The 14,089-nt window shown below is 73.4% G+C and carries 16 protein-coding genes and 1 pseudogene; 8 read left to right on the top strand and 9 right to left on the bottom strand.

Annotated elements, in window-relative coordinates:
- Positions 1 to 241: pseudogene (locus B085_RS50360) on the top strand (ferredoxin).
- Here the strand turns inward: B085_RS50360 and B085_RS0101850 are convergent.
- Positions 204 to 827, bottom strand: a complete 624-nt coding sequence (locus B085_RS0101850) for a TetR family transcriptional regulator (protein WP_026250581.1) — start codon at positions 825 to 827, stop codon at positions 204 to 206. The pseudogene B085_RS50360 and the gene B085_RS0101850 sit on opposite strands and share 38 nt — an antisense overlap.
- A gap of 357 nt (positions 828 to 1,184) precedes the next feature.
- Between B085_RS0101850 and B085_RS0101855 the strand changes: the two genes are divergently transcribed.
- The 3 genes from B085_RS0101855 to B085_RS0101865 are packed head-to-tail and all read left to right on the top strand — an operon-like array spanning position 1,185 to position 4,341.
- Positions 1,185 to 2,510: a glycosyltransferase family 4 protein gene (locus B085_RS0101855; protein ID WP_018556848.1), complete on the top strand. Its 1,326-nt coding sequence runs from the start codon at positions 1,185 to 1,187 to the stop codon at positions 2,508 to 2,510.
- Positions 2,504 to 3,241 carry a class I SAM-dependent methyltransferase gene (locus B085_RS0101860; protein ID WP_018556849.1) on the top strand — a complete coding sequence of 246 codons (738 nt, stop codon included), beginning with the start codon at positions 2,504 to 2,506 and terminating at the stop codon, positions 3,239 to 3,241. The genes B085_RS0101855 and B085_RS0101860 overlap by 7 nt, the downstream gene beginning before the upstream one ends.
- Positions 3,238 to 4,341 (top strand): prenyltransferase, encoded by a 1,104-nt coding sequence (locus tag B085_RS0101865; protein ID WP_018556850.1) that lies wholly within the window; start codon positions 3,238 to 3,240, stop codon positions 4,339 to 4,341. The genes B085_RS0101860 and B085_RS0101865 overlap by 4 nt, the downstream gene beginning before the upstream one ends.
- 7 nt (positions 4,342 to 4,348) lie before the next feature.
- Here the strand turns inward: B085_RS0101865 and B085_RS0101870 are convergent, their stop codons facing one another.
- A complete protein-coding gene (locus B085_RS0101870; RefSeq protein ID WP_051101917.1) occupies positions 4,349 to 4,636 on the bottom strand; it encodes a hypothetical protein in 288 nt (95 codons plus the stop codon).
- Between the two features lie 143 nt (positions 4,637 to 4,779).
- On the opposite strand from B085_RS0101870, the gene B085_RS0101875 reads away from it, so the two are divergent.
- Positions 4,780 to 5,316, top strand: coding sequence for a hypothetical protein (locus B085_RS0101875; protein ID WP_026250583.1), 537 nt, complete (start codon positions 4,780 to 4,782; stop codon positions 5,314 to 5,316).
- Positions 5,317 to 5,505: 189 nt separating this feature from the next.
- Here B085_RS0101875 and B085_RS0101880 read toward each other — a convergent pair whose 3' ends face one another.
- From B085_RS0101880 to B085_RS0101890, 3 genes are all read right to left on the bottom strand, one after another.
- Positions 5,506 to 6,381 carry a DUF5336 domain-containing protein gene (locus tag B085_RS0101880; protein ID WP_026250584.1) on the bottom strand — a complete coding sequence of 292 codons (876 nt, stop codon included), beginning with the start codon at positions 6,379 to 6,381 and terminating at the stop codon, positions 5,506 to 5,508.
- 130 nt (positions 6,382 to 6,511) lie between these two features.
- Positions 6,512 to 7,396, bottom strand: a complete 885-nt coding sequence (locus B085_RS0101885; protein ID WP_018556854.1) for an N-acetylmuramoyl-L-alanine amidase — start codon at positions 7,394 to 7,396, stop codon at positions 6,512 to 6,514.
- A 22-nt stretch (positions 7,397 to 7,418) separates the two neighbouring features.
- The gene (locus B085_RS0101890; RefSeq protein WP_018556855.1) at positions 7,419 to 8,090 is read right to left on the bottom strand and encodes a class I SAM-dependent methyltransferase; all 672 of its coding nucleotides are present in this window, start codon (positions 8,088 to 8,090) and stop codon (positions 7,419 to 7,421) included.
- A 91-nt stretch (positions 8,091 to 8,181) separates the two neighbouring features.
- Here B085_RS0101890 and B085_RS40915 point away from each other — a divergent pair, with 91 nt between their 5' ends.
- Genes B085_RS40915 through B085_RS0101905 form a run of 3 tightly spaced genes read left to right on the top strand, consistent with a single transcriptional unit; the run spans position 8,182 to position 10,189 of the window.
- Entirely contained in the window at positions 8,182 to 9,159 is a 978-nt protein-coding gene (locus tag B085_RS40915) for an RNA polymerase sigma factor (protein WP_018556856.1), read from the top strand.
- 35 nt (positions 9,160 to 9,194) lie between these two features.
- The gene (locus B085_RS49055; RefSeq protein WP_018556857.1) at positions 9,195 to 9,356 is read left to right on the top strand and encodes a hypothetical protein; all 162 of its coding nucleotides are present in this window, start codon (positions 9,195 to 9,197) and stop codon (positions 9,354 to 9,356) included.
- Entirely contained in the window at positions 9,353 to 10,189 is an 837-nt protein-coding gene (locus tag B085_RS0101905; RefSeq protein ID WP_018556858.1) for a GNAT family N-acetyltransferase, read from the top strand. Before B085_RS49055 ends, B085_RS0101905 begins: the two co-directional genes overlap by 4 nt.
- Positions 10,190 to 10,206: 17 nt before the next feature.
- Here the strand turns inward: B085_RS0101905 and B085_RS0101910 are convergent, their stop codons facing one another.
- The 4 genes from B085_RS0101910 to B085_RS0101925 are packed head-to-tail and all read right to left on the bottom strand — an operon-like array spanning position 10,207 to position 13,728.
- Positions 10,207 to 10,821: a response regulator transcription factor gene (locus B085_RS0101910; protein WP_018556859.1), complete on the bottom strand. Its 615-nt coding sequence runs from the start codon at positions 10,819 to 10,821 to the stop codon at positions 10,207 to 10,209.
- Positions 10,818 to 12,026 (bottom strand): sensor histidine kinase, encoded by a 1,209-nt coding sequence (locus B085_RS0101915; RefSeq protein ID WP_018556860.1) that lies wholly within the window; start codon positions 12,024 to 12,026, stop codon positions 10,818 to 10,820. The genes B085_RS0101910 and B085_RS0101915 overlap by 4 nt, the downstream gene beginning before the upstream one ends.
- 38 nt (positions 12,027 to 12,064) lie before the next feature.
- On the bottom strand, positions 12,065 to 12,796 hold the full coding sequence (locus B085_RS0101920) for an ABC transporter permease (RefSeq protein ID WP_018556861.1): 732 nt from the start codon (positions 12,794 to 12,796) through the stop codon (positions 12,065 to 12,067).
- Positions 12,796 to 13,728: an ABC transporter ATP-binding protein gene (locus B085_RS0101925; protein WP_018556862.1), complete on the bottom strand. Its 933-nt coding sequence runs from the start codon at positions 13,726 to 13,728 to the stop codon at positions 12,796 to 12,798. Before B085_RS0101925 ends, B085_RS0101920 begins: the two co-directional genes overlap by 1 nt.
- Positions 13,729 to 14,089: the final 361 nt, after the last annotated feature.

Below are 14,089 nucleotides of genomic sequence, written 5' to 3' on the forward strand. Positions count from 1 at the left end.
GTGGGGGACCGCTGGCACATCGAGGTCGACCGGGGAGTGCGCATCGGCACGGGCATGTGCGTGAGCTCCGCGCCGGGCGGCTTCACCCTGGCCTCCGCCCGGCAGTCCCACGCGGCGGCGGAGGGCTGCCCGGTGGAGGCGATCAGCATCGCGCTGGCCGACTGGCGAGGCCGTCTTCCCGCCCGAGGAGCGACGTGCCGGGGTCACGCCTGCGCGCGGCGCGGATCGGTCAGGTCGATGAGCCGGCAGACGGTCTCGATGTCGATCTTCACCTGGGCGATCGAGGCGCGCCCGGACAGCCAGGTCACAAGCGCCGAGTGCCATGTGTGCTCGATGACGCGCACCGCGGACAGCAGCTCGGGCCCGGGCGGCCCGTCCAGCCGCATCGCGTCCAGCACGATCGCGGTCGTCAGCCGCGAAACGGCGTCCACCTCCGGGCTCACGGAACGGTCGGCGAAGGTCAGCGCCCGCACCATGGCGTCCGCGAGGTGCGGCTCCCGCTGCATCGCGCGGAACGCGCGCATCAGCGTCTCCGCCACGCGGTCCGCGGGCGCGGCAGCCGAGGGCGGACGCTTGCGCAGCGCCTCGTGGAGGTGCTCCAGCTGGTCACGCATCGTGGCGACGAGCAGATGGATCTTGGACGGGAAGTAGCGGTAGAGGGTGCCGAGCGCGACGTTCGACTGCTCGGCGACCTCGCGCATCTGGACGGCGTCGAATCCGCCCCGCACGGCGAGCTCGGCGCTGGTGCGCAGGATGCGGCGCCGCCGGGCTTCCTGACGTTCGGTCAGCGGCACGGGGGACGGCGTCGGCTGAGGAGCTGCGGTCATCTGTCCCAATCCGAATCTGTGCGCCGTGCGGAACCTTCCCCAGCGTACTGCGGTGCCTTGCCGCGGGGTCCGCTCTGTTCCGCCGCCGTGTGCGGCTGCGCCGGGCTGCCCGGTGGGTGCCCTTTGCGGCCGGTGGTTGTGTGCGGGTTGTTTGCTGCGGCGGGCGGGTGGGTGAACCCCCCCCACGGCCCCCACCGCGGCGTGGCGGGAATCACCCGCACCAGCCAGAACCCCCCGCACGGCTACAGGTATCTTCGTGCTCTCGGGCCAACTCCTGAGTAACCGATTCTGAAACTTGTTCTACCAACGCACGGGCGGCTACGCTCCCGCTGAAGTGCAGTGAGAAGGGGGCCGTGAGTGACCGCAGAGGCCAGGCCGCTCCGGATCGCGCTGCTCACCTACAAGGGGAACCCGTTCTGCGGTGGCCAGGGCGTCTACGTGCGCCATCTGTCCAGGGAACTCGCCCGGCTCGGCCATAGCGTCGAGGTGATCGGGGCCCAGCCCTACCCCGTGCTCGACGAGGTCGGTGACGGGGTGCGCCTCACCGAGCTGCCGAGCCTGGACCTCTACCGCCAGCCCGACCCCTTCCGCACCCCGAAGCGCGACGAGTACCGCGACTGGGTGGACGCGCTGGAGGTCGGCACGATGTGGACCGGCGGGTTCCCGGAGCCGCTGACGTTCAGCCTGCGGGCCCGCCGTCACCTGGCCGCCCGGCGGGGCGCCTTCGACGTCATCCACGACAACCAGACCCTCGGCTACGGCCTGCTCGGCGGCCCGGACGCCCTCGGCGCGCCGCTGGTGACGACGATCCACCACCCCATCACCGTCGACCGGCAGCTCGAACTCGACGCCGCGCAGGGGTGGAAGCGCCGGGCGTCGGTCCGCCGCTGGTACGGCTTCACCCGGATGCAGAAGCGGGTCTCGCGCCGGCTGCCGTCCGTGCTCACCGTCTCCGGGAGTTCCCGCCAGGAGATCGTCGACCACCTCGGGGTGCGCGAGGACCGGGTGCACGTGGTGCACATCGGCGCGGACACCGCGCTGTTCTCGCCGGACCCGTCCGTGCCCGAGGTGCCGGGGCGGATCGTGACCACCTCCAGCGCCGACGTGCCGCTCAAGGGCCTGGTCCACCTCGTGGAGGCGCTCGCGAAGCTGCGCACCGAGCACCCCGACGCGCACCTCGTCGTCGTCGGCAAGCGGGCCGACGACGGCCCGGTGGCCGCCGCCATCGAGCGGTACGGGCTCGGCGGCGCCGTCGACTTCGTCAAGGGCATCAGCGACGAGGAGCTGGTCGACCTGGTGCGCGGCGCCCAGGTGGCGTGCGTGCCGTCGCTGTACGAGGGCTTCTCGCTGCCGGCCGCCGAGGCCATGGCCACCGGGACGCCGCTGGTCGCCACGACCGGCGGCGCCATCCCCGAGGTCGCCGGGCCCGACGGCGAGACGTGCCTCGCCGTGCCGCCGGGGGACCCGGGCGCGCTGGCGACGGCGCTCGGCCGGCTGCTGCGCGACTCCGAGCTGCGCCGCCGCCTCGGTCTGGCCGGCCGGGAACGCGTACTGGCCCGCTTCACCTGGGAGCGGGCCGCCATCGGCACCGCCGAGCACTACCGTGCGGCGATCGAGGCCGCCGCGGGGCCGCGGCCCACTGTCCAGTCACCGTCCCGGACGAAAGCAGACTCCACGTGCTGACCGTCGACTTCACCCGCTTCCCGCTCGCCCCGGGCGACCGCGTGCTCGACCTGGGCTGCGGTGCGGGCCGCCACGCCTTCGAGTGCTACCGGCGCGGCGCGAACGTGGTGGCCCTGGACCGGAACGGCGACGAGATCCGCGAGGTCGCCAAGTGGTTCGCCGCGATGAAGGAGGCCGGGGAGGCCCCGGCCGGGGCGACCGCCACGGCGATGGAGGGCGACGCGCTGAGCCTGCCGTTCCCCGACGACACCTTCGACCGCGTCATCATCTCCGAGGTCATGGAGCACATCCCGGACGACAAGGGCGTGCTCGCCGAGATGGTGCGCGTCCTCAAGCCGGGCGGGCTGATCGCGATCACCGTGCCGCGCTACGGGCCGGAGAAGATCTGCTGGGCGCTGTCCGACGCCTACCACGAGGTCGAGGGCGGGCACATCCGCATCTACCGGGCCGACGAACTGCTGGGCAGGATCCGCGAGGCGGGCCTGCGCCCGTACGGCAGCCACCACGCGCACGCGCTGCACTCCCCGTACTGGTGGATCAAGTGCGCCGTCGGCGTGGACAACGACAAGGCCCTGCCGGTGAAGCTGTACCACAAGCTGCTGGTCTGGGACATCATGAGGAAACCGCTGGCCACCCGGCTCGCCGAGAACGCGCTCAACCCGCTGATCGGCAAGAGCTTCGTCGCCTACGCCACCAAGCCGCACACCCCGAAGGCGGGCGTCGACGCGTGAGGCGGACCGAACACCTCGTCCTCCCGGGCGTCCTGACCTCGGAGCAGGCCGCGCAGACCGTCGCCGGGATCCTCGCCGTCCAGCGGCCGGACGGCGCCATACCGTGGTTCGAGGGCGGCCACCTCGACCCCTGGGACCACGTCGAGGCCGCCATGGCCCTGGACGCGGCCGGTGAGCACGAGCACGCCGAGGCGGCCTACACCTGGCTCGCCCGCCGGCAGAACCCGGACGGCTCCTGGTACGCGGCGTACGGCTGGGCCGACGGCGCGGAGGGCGAGCCCACCGATCTGGGGCGGGAGAGCAACTTCTGCGCCTACGTCGCCGTCGGCGTGTGGCACCACTACCTGTCCACCGGCGACGACGCCTTCGTGGAACGCATGTGGCCGGTGCTGTACGCGGCCGTCGAGTACGTCCTGGAACTCCAGCTGCCCGGCGGCGAGATCGCCTGGAAGCGCGAGGAGGACGGGACGTACCCGCGGGAGGCGCTGCTGACCGGCTGCTCCTCGATGTACCAGGCGCTGCGCTGCGCGCTGGCCGTCGCCGAGCACCGCGAGGACCCGCAGCCCGACTGGGAGCTGGCCGCCGGTGCCCTCGGGCACGCCGTCGCCCACCACCCCGAGCGGTTCCTGGACAAGGACCGGTACTCGATGGACTGGTACTACCCGGTCCTCGGCGGGGTGCTGCGCGGCGAGGCCGCGCGCGAGCGCGTGCTGGCCCGCTGGGACGAGTTCGTCGTGCCCGGCCTCGGGGTCCGCTGCGTGGTGCCCAACCCCTGGGTCACCGGCGGCGAGAGCGCGGAACTCGCCCTCGCCCTGTGGGCGATGGGCGAGTCGGACCGCGCCGTGGATGTCCTGGCCGAGATCCAGCACCTGCGCGCCGAGGACGGCATGTACTGGACCGGGTACGTCTTCGAGGGCGACGCGCAGGCCGGCACCGAACCCTCGGTGTGGCCCCGGGAACGCACCACATGGACGGCCGGGGCCCTGCTGCTCGCCGTCGCCGCCCTGGGAGGGGACGAGGCGACGACCGCGGTCTTCGGGGGCGACCGGCTGCCGCTCGGGCTGGTGCCCGATGCGGCGGGGTGCTGCGCCGGCCGGTGAACGGGCGTCAGGCCCTGTTGACGCGACCCGCCACGGCGTGCCCGACGATCAGGTAGACCGCCGCCGGCAGGCCGTAGTTCAGCAGGGTGCGCGCCCATGCGGATTGGGTGGAGAAGATGTTGTGGGCCCAGCCACCGAGCCAGGACGCCATGTCGTGGATCCACTCCACGAGGTCGTTCGCCCGGTTGGCGTCGAGCATCCACAGGACGATCCACAGGATCAGGATGAAAGCCGCCACGTCCGCGGCCACCATGATGATCGTGGCCGCCAGATTGCCGCGATATCGTCTGGACATACCTGCCGTCTTGCCCCGATCGGCGGACTGAAACGTCCCCGGTGGCGCCCGCCTGACGCCCCGTACGGCCCTGTGCGGTGGCCGGTGCCGGGGGCCCGGGCGAGGATGCGATCACCCACCGCATCCTCCCGGGAGAGACCGTCATGCCCTTGCGCCGTGCCCTGACCGCCCTCCTGCTCTCCGGCGTGCTGCTGCTCGTCCCCGCCTGCGGCGGCGACTCCGGCGACACCGCGAGCGGCGGGACCGCGAGCCCCACCTCCTCCGTGCAGAAGCAGAAGCTCGCCAAGACGCGCTTCGTCGCCAACGCGGGACTGGCCGCCGGTGCGACCTACCAGTGGATCGTCAAGCCCTACCGCGAGGGCAAGTTCAACAAGGACGCGGACGGCCGCAAGCTGACGCTGGTGAAGGCGGGCCTGGCCGGGGCCTTCGCCTACAACCGGCTCAAGGCCGCCTCGGAGAACGCCAAGGGCGACCCGACCCTCGCCAAGCTGGTGGCGCCGCTGACGGCGGGGATCGACTCGCTCAAGGACCTGCCGGCCAAGCTGCGCAGCGGCCAGGGCACGGACGACATCGTGGGCACCTTCCAGGACGCCATCAGCGGCGTCAAGTCGGCGGGCGAGGGCGCCGGCGCCAAGGTCACCGACAAGGTGCCCTCGCTGTCCCAGCTCAGCGCCGGATGAGGTCGGCCGGCACCCGCAGGGTGGCCGGGTCGGGCGCGGCCGCATGCGCACGCCTCCCGCCACAACTGACGGTATGTCAGTTATGCGGTACGGCAACCGCCCCCCGGCCCGGAAGGGAGACAGCCGTGCCCCGGACCGTCCGGTCCGGGGCACGGATCGTGCGTCTCGCGTGTGTGCGAGGAGCGGGGATCAGCCGCGCTGGAGGCCGCTGACGTCCTGCAGGACGCCGCGCCGGCCGTCCTGGGTCTGGGCGACCAGGGCGCCGCCCCGCTGCTCCACCGCCAGGTACCAGGTGCCGGGGGTCAGTTCGGCGATCTGCTGGGCCGAACCGTCCTCCGCGTACAGCGGCCGCGCCACGGGCACCGCGAACCAGAAGGCCGCGAAGTCCGCCGAAGGCTGCTGCGGGGCCTGGGCCTGGGGCTGGGGCTGGGGCTGGGGCTGCTGGGCCTGCGGCTGCTGCTGCCCGTGCGGGTAGCCGTACTGGCCGCCGCCGAACGACTGGTCGGCCGGCGCGCCGTGCCCACCGGTCTGCCCCGGGTACCCGTAGCCGCCCTGCTGCACGCCCGGGTACGGCTGGCCCTGCTGGCCGCCGTACGGCTGCGCCTGCTGGGGCTGCTGCGGCCGGGGAGCCGGCAGCAGCGGCGCCTTCAGCGCGGGAAGGCCCTGCAGGGTGAGCAGCATGGCCGCGGCGAGAGCGGCCGCGGCGACGAAGGAGAGGTAGGCGCCGGCGGCCAGCTCGAAGGCCTCGCTCCCGTGGAACAGCGACCACAGCGCGTCCCAGGCGGCGGCGACGGAGAGCACCGCGCCCCAGTGGGCGAGCCCGATGCCGAGCAGCTTGCGGCCCTCGGGCTGGAAGCGCGAGGCGACGAACAGGCCGGCGGCGATCAGGCCCAGGAGGTGCACCGAGGGCAGCAGCGGGAACAGCTCGCTCTTCCACGCGCTGGCTCCGCACTCGTCGGAGCTGCATCCCTTGAACGTGTAGAAGTTCAGGAACGAGGCGATCAGCAGCAGCAGCGCCGCGCCGATCACCGCGCCGTCTCCTCGGGTGAGGGAGCGGTTATTCACTAGGAGTCCTTGTCAGTCGTCTCGTTGTCGCTGTCGCCGAGCGGTTCCCCATCGTATGAGGGCGGTTGTCGCCGGGTGGGACCGGTACGCCCCTCGGTGACACGATCGGGACCCAATGCTCACCGGCCGATCACTCGCGGTCTTCCAGGAACGCGCTGATGCCGTCCGCGATGCCCTCCGCGGCGCGCTGCCGCCAGGCCGGACTGGTCATCAGTGCCGCGTCCTTCGGGTCGCGCATGTTGCCGCACTCGATCAACACCTTCGGCCTGGTGCTGAGGTTGAGTCCGCCCAGGTCGCGGCGGACGTCCAGGCCGGTGCCGCCGCCGATGTAGTTGGACGGCCGCGTGCCCGTCTCCGCCGCGAAGTGCCGCTTGAGGGCGGTGCCCAGCAGCTTGGACGGTCCGCTGATCGCGCGGGTGTCCGCGATGCCGCGGTGCACCGGCGCGGGCAGGATCACGTGGAAGCCGCGGTTGCCGGCCGCCGAGCCGTCGCCGTGCACCGACACCACCGCGTCGGCCTTGGCCTTGTTCCCGATCCGGGCCCGCTCGTCGATGCACGGGCCGTAGGCGCGGTCGCCGTCGTACGTGAACCTCACCGCGGCCCCGCGCGCCTCGAGCAGCGCCCTGGCGCGCCGGGACACGTCCAGGGTGAACGCGGCCTCGGCGTAGCCGGCGTCGGTCGCCGTGCCCGTGGTGTCGCACTCCTTGCGGGCGGTGCCGATGTCGACCAGGCGGTTGATCTCGGCGGTGTGCCGGCTGTTCCGCGCGTTGTGCCCCGGGTCCAGCACCACGACCTTCCCCGCGAGCGGCTTCGCCGCCCCGGAGGACGGTGCCGCCGGCGACGGGCCGGAGGACGCCGCCGCCGAGCGGTGCGGACGCACGTTCTGCGGGAGGTCGCCGTTCCGTCCGGGGTCGTCCGGTCCGCTCGTGGCGTCCCACACCAGCCACGCGGCCGCGCACGCCGGCACCAGCGCGGCCACGACGACCACGGTGGTGCGGGCTTTGCTCTTGAACACGTCAGCGATGCTATCCGCCGTCTCAGGTCCCGGCGCCCGTACGCCGGAGGACGTGCAGCGAACCGGTCACGGACACTTCCGTGAACGCGCCCGAGTCCAGCGCCCGCCGGTAGATCCGCCAGGGCGCCTGTCCGCCGTCGGCCGGGTCCGCGAAGACGTCGTGGATGACCAGGAGGCCGTCCTGCGCGAGGTGCGGGGCCCATCCCCCGTAGTCGTTCCCGGCGTGCTCGTCGGTGTGACCGCCGTCGATGAAGACCAGGGCGAGCGGCTTCCCCCACACCGCAGCGACCTGCGGGGAGCGGCCGACGACCGCGACCACGTGCTCCTCCAGCCCGGCGGCGTGCAGGGTGCGCCGGAAGGCGGGGAGGGTGTCCATCAGGCCGACCTCGGGGTCGACGAGCGTCGTGTCGTGGTACTCCCAGCCGGGCTGCTGCTCCTCGCTGCCGCGGTGGTGGTCGACGGTGACGGCGACGGTCCCGGCCGCGCGGGCGGCGGCGGCCAGCAGGATGGTGGAGCGGCCGCAGTACGTGCCGACCTCCAGCAGGGGCAGGCCCGGGAGGCGCGCGGCGGCGCCGGCCGCGGCCGCGTGGAGGGCGAGGCCCTCGTGGGTGGGCATGAAGCCCTTGGCCGCCTCGAACGCGGCCAGTGCGTCCGCGGGGACCTCGGCGGGGAGTGGCGTGCTCATGCCCTCCATCGTCCCCCACGCCCGCGGTGCCGTTCCGTCCGGGGTGCGGCTCGCGACGTGCGGTCCGGGGCTCCGGCCGTTCTGGTTGAATGGTCACCATATGACGGATCTGCTGCCGAGCGGGGTGCCGCCGGACCTCCATCTGGTGCGGGCCGCGCAGTCGGGCGACGCGGCGTCCCTCGGTCTGCTGCTCGCCAGGCACCGGGCGCCCATGTACGGCGTCGCCCTCGCCATGCTGGGCCACGGCCCGGACGCCGAGGACGCCGTGCAGGAGGCGGCGCTCATCGCGCTGCGGCGCATCGGGGACCTCCGCGACCCGGAGGCGGCCGGCCCATGGCTGCGGATGGTGGTGCGCAACGTCTCCCGCGCCCAGCTGCGCAGGAAGTCGGCGGTCCCGGTGGCCGAACTCGAGGGGTTCGTCGCCATGGACCGCTCGGGCGGCCCGCCGGACCCGGCGGACGTACTCGACGAGCAGGTGCTGCGGGACTGGATCTGGAGTGCGCTGGAGCAGTTGTCACCCGGGCTGCGACTGGTGACGATGCTCCGCTACTTCACCGACGTCACCTCCTACGAGGAGATAGCGCTGCTGTGCGGCATCGCCGTCGGCACCGTGCGCAGCAGGCTCAACCAGGCGCGGGCCAAGCTGGCCGCCGCGCTGCTGAGCCTGGGCGACCGGGTCCACGACGACGCCGCCTCCCTCACCGCGCGCCACCGCCTGCTGGCCGAGCAGACCTTGATCGCGGCCCACCACGGCGAGCTCGCCTCCGCGTGGGCCGGGTGGCGGTCGCCCCGGCTGGAGGTGACCTGGCCGACCGGCAAGCGCTCGGACCTGGACTACCTGGGATTCTCCTTCGGCCGCGACGTCTCCGAGGGTGTCCGCCAGAAGCTGCTGAACGTGGTGGCGAGCCGCGAGGTCGTCATCTGGGAGACGGCCATCGTCAACCCGCCGGAGGACCCGTTCCACTGCCCGCCCGGCGTGGTCTGGGTGCACTTCCTGGACCGGGACCGCGACGACAGGTTGCGCCTGTACCACCCGCGCCACCGGCGGGGCGGCCCCGCAAAAGATCATGGCGGCTGATCGAACCTTTCCGCTCCCCACCGCATCGTGCGGGTATGAACGTCATCCATCACGAGGCGGAGCGCGGCACACGCGCCACGTCTCCGGCACGTCCGGCCCGCACACGGGCGCGGTGCCGTGGCGGCGCGGCGCCGGTCCCGGCGATCGCCGGCGGCCACGACGTCGTCACCACCGAGGACAAGGGGAACGCAGCATGAGCACCACGGTGCCGACCGGCCTCGCCGAGGAGACCGAGATCGCGGCCTACGCCGACTTCGTGACCGGAGCGCCGGCGGACATCCGCAGGACACTGGGCATCGGCGCGGAGCGGATCGGCTCCGTGCGGGCGCTGGCCGTTCGCGAGGACCCGAGCCGCTTCTTCAACCGGGCCGGGGGCTTCGGGCCCGCCGCACCGGTGACCGCCGACGTCGTGGAGCAGGTGTGCGGCTTCTACCGCGAGCAGGGTGTGCCCGCCGGCTCGTTCGCGATCGCGCCGCCGCTGCTGCCCCCGGACTGGGCCCCGACCGCACGGAAGTGGAACCTCGCCGAGGGCGGGCGCCTCGTCAAGCTCGGCTGCGAGGTACGGACGGCCCTGGCCGCGGCCGACGGTGTCACCGCGCTCGACCCGGGCCTGCGCGTCGGCCTCGTGGGGCGCCACCAGGCGCACGAGTGGGCCACCGTGATGATGACGACCTTCGGCTTCACCGCGCCGGCCATGATCGACATGGCCGCGGCGTGCGTGGGCAGGCCGGACTGGCGGCAGTACGCCGTCTGGGAGGGCGAACGGATCGTCGCCGTCGGCAGCGTCTTCGTGAACGGTGACTGCGCCGACATGTTCGGCGGGGCGACGCTCCCGCAGTGGCGCGGCCGCGGCGCCCAGTCGGCGCTTCTGACGGCCCGTGTCCGGGCGGCCCGCGACGCCGGCTGCCGATGGCTCGTCGCCGAGACGGGAGCGGAGGGCCCGGGCGACCGCAACACCTCCCTGCACAACATGCTGCGCGCCGGCTTCGAGTCGCTGTACGAGCGGGTCACCTGGGTCTGGCACGAGTGACGGGGTAGGCGGCCCGGTCAGAGCCAGCCGTTGTGGCGGGCGGTGCGGACCGCCTCCGTGCGGTTGCGGGTGCCGGTCTTCCCGATGGCCGACGACAGGTGGTTGCGCACCGTCGACTCCGACAGGTGCACACGTGCCGCGATGTCCGCCACGGTCGCCCCGTCCGCTGCCGCGTTGAGCACGTCCTGCTCGCGCGGCGTCAGCGGGCTGGGCCCGGTGCTGAGGGCGGCGGCGGCCAGGGCGGGGTCGATGACGCGGTGCCCGTCGAGGACGCGCCGGATCGCGGCGGCGAGGTCCTCGACGGGGCCGTCCTTGACCAGGAAGCCCCGGGCCCCGGCCTCCATGGCGCGGCGCAGGTAGCCGGGGCGGCCGAACGTCGTCAGGATGAGCACCCTGCACTCCGGGAGGCGCTCGCGCAGTTCCGCCGCGGCGTCGAGGCCGCTGCGCCCGGGGAGCTCGATGTCGAGCAGCGCGACGTCGGGCCGGGCCTCCAGCGCCGCGGCGACGATCTCGTCGCCCGCCGAGACCTGCGCGACGACGTCGATGTCGTCCTCCAGGTTCAGCAGCAGGGAGAGCGCCCCGCGCATCATGCCCTGGTCCTCGGCCAGCAGGACCTTGATGGCGCCGCTCATGCGGTCTGCTCCTCCTCCACCGGCAGTTCGGCGACCACGCGGAACCCGCCCCGCGGGCCGGGGCCCGTGCCGAGGGAGCCGCCGGCGGCGGCGAGCCGTTCGGTGAGTCCCTTCAGCCCCGAGCCCGAGCCCGATCCCGATCCGGGCACCGAGCCTACGCCGCGGCCGTCGTCCGTGATCCGCAGGCGTACGTGCCCGCCGGTGCCGGCGAGCTCGATGGCACAGCTGGTCGCCCCGCTGTGCCGTACGACGTTGGTCACCCCCTCCCGCACCACCCAGCCGAGGAGGGCCTCGGTCTGCGAGGGCAGCGGCGGGCCGGACTCCTTGACGAGGGCCTCGATCCCGGCGGCCGCCAGGGCCGAGCGGGCGCGATCCAGCTCGGTGGACAGGCTCCCCTCGCGGTATCCGGTGACGGCCTCCCGGATCTCGGTGAGCGCCTGGCGTCCGACCGCTTCGATGTCGGCGACCTGGGTGAGGGCGGCGTCCAGGTCGCGCGGGGCGAGCCGGCGGGCGGCCTCCGCCTTGACGACGACCACGGACAGGGTGTGCCCGAGCAGGTCGTGCAGGTCGCGGGAGAACCGCAGCCGCTCCTCCGCGACGGCGTTGCGGGCCAGTTCCTGCCGGGTGGCGCGCAGTTGGGTCACCGCGTCGAAGAGGGTGAGCATGGCCGCGGTCACCAGGCCCGAGATGAGGCTGCCGTACCCGATGGACACGCCCTCCCAGATGTCACCGCTGCGCAGTCCGGAGACGATTCCGGCGGACACCGCGAGGGCGACGAGGACCGGACCCATCCGCCGGCCGCGCACCACGATCCCGACGGCCAGCGACAGCAGCGGGAAGAACACCAGCCAGCTGCCGCCGTAGCCGATGGCGAGGGCGTAGGTGACGGCGGCCAGCGCGAGGAGGTAGCGCCGGGGCACCTTGCCGCGGGCGGTGCGCGGGTCGAAGGACGTGAAGACCACGCCGATGTAGAGGGAGTTGAAGGCCAGCAGGCCGAGGCCGCCGAGCCAGGGGTTGGCGGCCTCGCCCTGCAGGAGGTGGGACAGGGCGCCCACGCCCATCAGCAGCCAGGGCAGGAAGGTGAAGCGGGTGGGGGGCTTGAGGTCCTCGATCTCCTGGGAGAAGGAGCGGGTCACCCGCACCTGCCGCCACCCGTGCCGGATGCGCGCCGGCAGCGGGGGCCGTGATCGCGTCGTGGTCGCCATGGCCGTCGTCTCCTTCTCCTGCGCTGTGCGGGCGGGACTCACGGGGTGCGTGCCGAGCGGCGGTAGGCGTAGACGGCGTACGCGCCGAACAGGGCCGTCCACGCGGCGAGCACCGCGACGGTACCCGCCCGGGGAAGCGCGCCGTCCGCGATGCTCCAGCCGAGCTGCCCGAAGCGGTGGGACGGGGTCCACTCGGAGACCGCCCGCAGCCAGCCGGGGAAGACGGCCGAGGGGATCCACAGCCCGCCGACGACGGAAAGGCCCAGGTTGCAGGCCATGTTCACCACGCCGGTGGTCTGCCCGGACAGCCGGTAGCCGTTGCCGAGGCCGAGCAGGGTGAAGGGGGCGGTGCCGACCCACAGCAGCCCGCCGACGGCGGCCCACTGCCAGGCCTCCAGTGCGACGCCGTTGACGAGGCCGCCGGCCAGCAGGACGGCCAGGATGGCGGGCAGCACGGTGACCGAGCCGCTGATGCAGCGGCCGGTGACGACCAGCAGCGGCGACATGGGGGTGATCCGCAGCTGGCGGAGCCAGCCGAGGCCCTTGTCCTCGGCGACGCTCGACCCGGTGGACACCGCCGAGCCCAGGGCGCCGTACGCGGCCATGCCGATCATGGCGGCCAGGGAGGCGGCCTTGTCCTCCTCCGAGCCGGAGACCCCGAGGTTGGTGAAGAGCAGGTACATCATGACGGGCATGCCGACGCCGAAGATCACGAATCCGGCGTCGCGCAGGGTGCGGCGGATCTCCAGCGAGACGTAGGCGAGCAGCATCAGACCTTCTCCTCGGCGAGGGCGACGGTGTCTTCGGCGGTGATGGGGGCGGCGTCCTGTGCGGCGGACCGCGCGGTGAGGGAGAGGAACGCGTCCTCCAGGCTGGCGGCGGTCACCGTCAGGCCGCGGACCATGCCGCGGCCGGCGAGGGCGAGGACGGTGGCGTCGGAGTCCGAGGAGCGCAGCAGCGCGCGGTCGCCGCGGACCTCGACGGACACCACCCCGGGCAGCTGCCGCAGGCCCTCGGTGGGGGTCCCGGCCAGGTCGAAGGAGACGAGGTTGCCGCCGACCGCGCGCTTGATGCGCTCGCCGCTGTCGTCGGCGACGACACGGCCGCGGTCGATGACGACGATGCGGCCGGCGTTCTCGTCCGCCTCCTCCAGGTAGTGGGTGGAGAACAGCACGGTGTTGCCGCGGGCCGCGTAGGCCCGCATCGAGTCCCAGAAGGCGCGCCGGGCCTCGACGTCGAGGGCGGCGGTGGGCTCGTCCAGCACGATGAGCTCGGGGTTGCCGGCCAGGGCCACGGCGAAGCGGACCCGCTGCGCCTGGCCGCCGGAGAGCCGGTCGGCCCGGCGGCCGGCGACCTCGGTGAGGCCGGCCAGTTCCAGGGCCTCGGCGACGGGCAGCGGGGAGGGGTAGGTGCGCGCCACGAAGGTGATCAGTTCGCGCACGGTCACGCGGGGGATCGGCCGGCCGTCCTGCAGCATCGCGCCGACCCGGCCCGCGCGGACCGCGGTGTGCGGGGTGCCGCCGAAGAGCCGGACCTCGCCCTCGTCGGGCTCGTTGAGCCCGAGCAGCAGGCTGATCGCGGTGGACTTGCCCGCGCCGTTGCGGCCGAGCAGGGCGACGGACTCCCCCCGCCGGATCGCCAGGTCGACGCCGTCCACCGCGCGTACCGCGCCGAACGCCTTGACGGCCCTGGTGAAGCTCACTGTCGTCGTCATGTCACCGACACTACGACCGGCGGCCACCGCGGGTCAGTGGGGAATGTACGGACCCGGGCAGGACAAATGTCACTGGCGGGCGCTGATCTGACGACACGTCAGCTATTTTCAGGGCCGGGGCGATGCGTTATGCACGGGCGTGCACTAGAACGCGTTCTAGTGCACGCCCTGGCGGGGCCGACGGTGCGGACGGCCGCGCCAAGGCCCACCGCATAGCGAACGAGCCGCCGGACATGCCGATCGACGTCGTCGCCGCCAGCTCGGCCGAACCCCGCAGCGCCGAACTCGTCCGGGACTACGGGCAGCCCGGCCGCGACGGCTCCGGCGACGGCGAAGTCCGACACCGCCA

It is taken from the genome of Streptomyces sp. BoleA5, from assembly GCF_000373665.1.
In the GTDB taxonomy this organism is placed as follows: domain Bacteria; phylum Actinomycetota; class Actinomycetes; order Streptomycetales; family Streptomycetaceae; genus Actinacidiphila.

Bases quoted from the DNA above. Each gene is read 5' to 3' on its own strand.
- B085_RS0101850 (WP_026250581.1), bottom strand. From the start codon at position 827: ATGACCGCAGCTCCTCAGCCGACGCCGTCCCCCGTGCCGCTGACCGAA.
- B085_RS0101870 (WP_051101917.1), bottom strand. From the start codon at position 4,636: ATGTCCAGACGATATCGCGGCAATCTGGCGGCCACGATCATCATGGTG.
- B085_RS0101875 (WP_026250583.1), top strand. From the start codon at position 4,780: ATGCCCTTGCGCCGTGCCCTGACCGCCCTCCTGCTCTCCGGCGTGCTG.
- B085_RS0101890 (WP_018556855.1), bottom strand. From the start codon at position 8,090: ATGGAGGGCATGAGCACGCCACTCCCCGCCGAGGTCCCCGCGGACGCA.
- B085_RS40915 (WP_018556856.1), top strand. From the start codon at position 8,182: ATGACGGATCTGCTGCCGAGCGGGGTGCCGCCGGACCTCCATCTGGTG.
- B085_RS49055 (WP_018556857.1), top strand. From the start codon at position 9,195: ATGAACGTCATCCATCACGAGGCGGAGCGCGGCACACGCGCCACGTCT.
- B085_RS0101905 (WP_018556858.1), top strand. From the start codon at position 9,353: ATGAGCACCACGGTGCCGACCGGCCTCGCCGAGGAGACCGAGATCGCG.
- B085_RS0101910 (WP_018556859.1), bottom strand. From the start codon at position 10,821: ATGAGCGGCGCCATCAAGGTCCTGCTGGCCGAGGACCAGGGCATGATG.
- B085_RS0101915 (WP_018556860.1), bottom strand. From the start codon at position 12,026: ATGGCGACCACGACGCGATCACGGCCCCCGCTGCCGGCGCGCATCCGG.
- B085_RS0101920 (WP_018556861.1), bottom strand. From the start codon at position 12,796: ATGCTGCTCGCCTACGTCTCGCTGGAGATCCGCCGCACCCTGCGCGAC.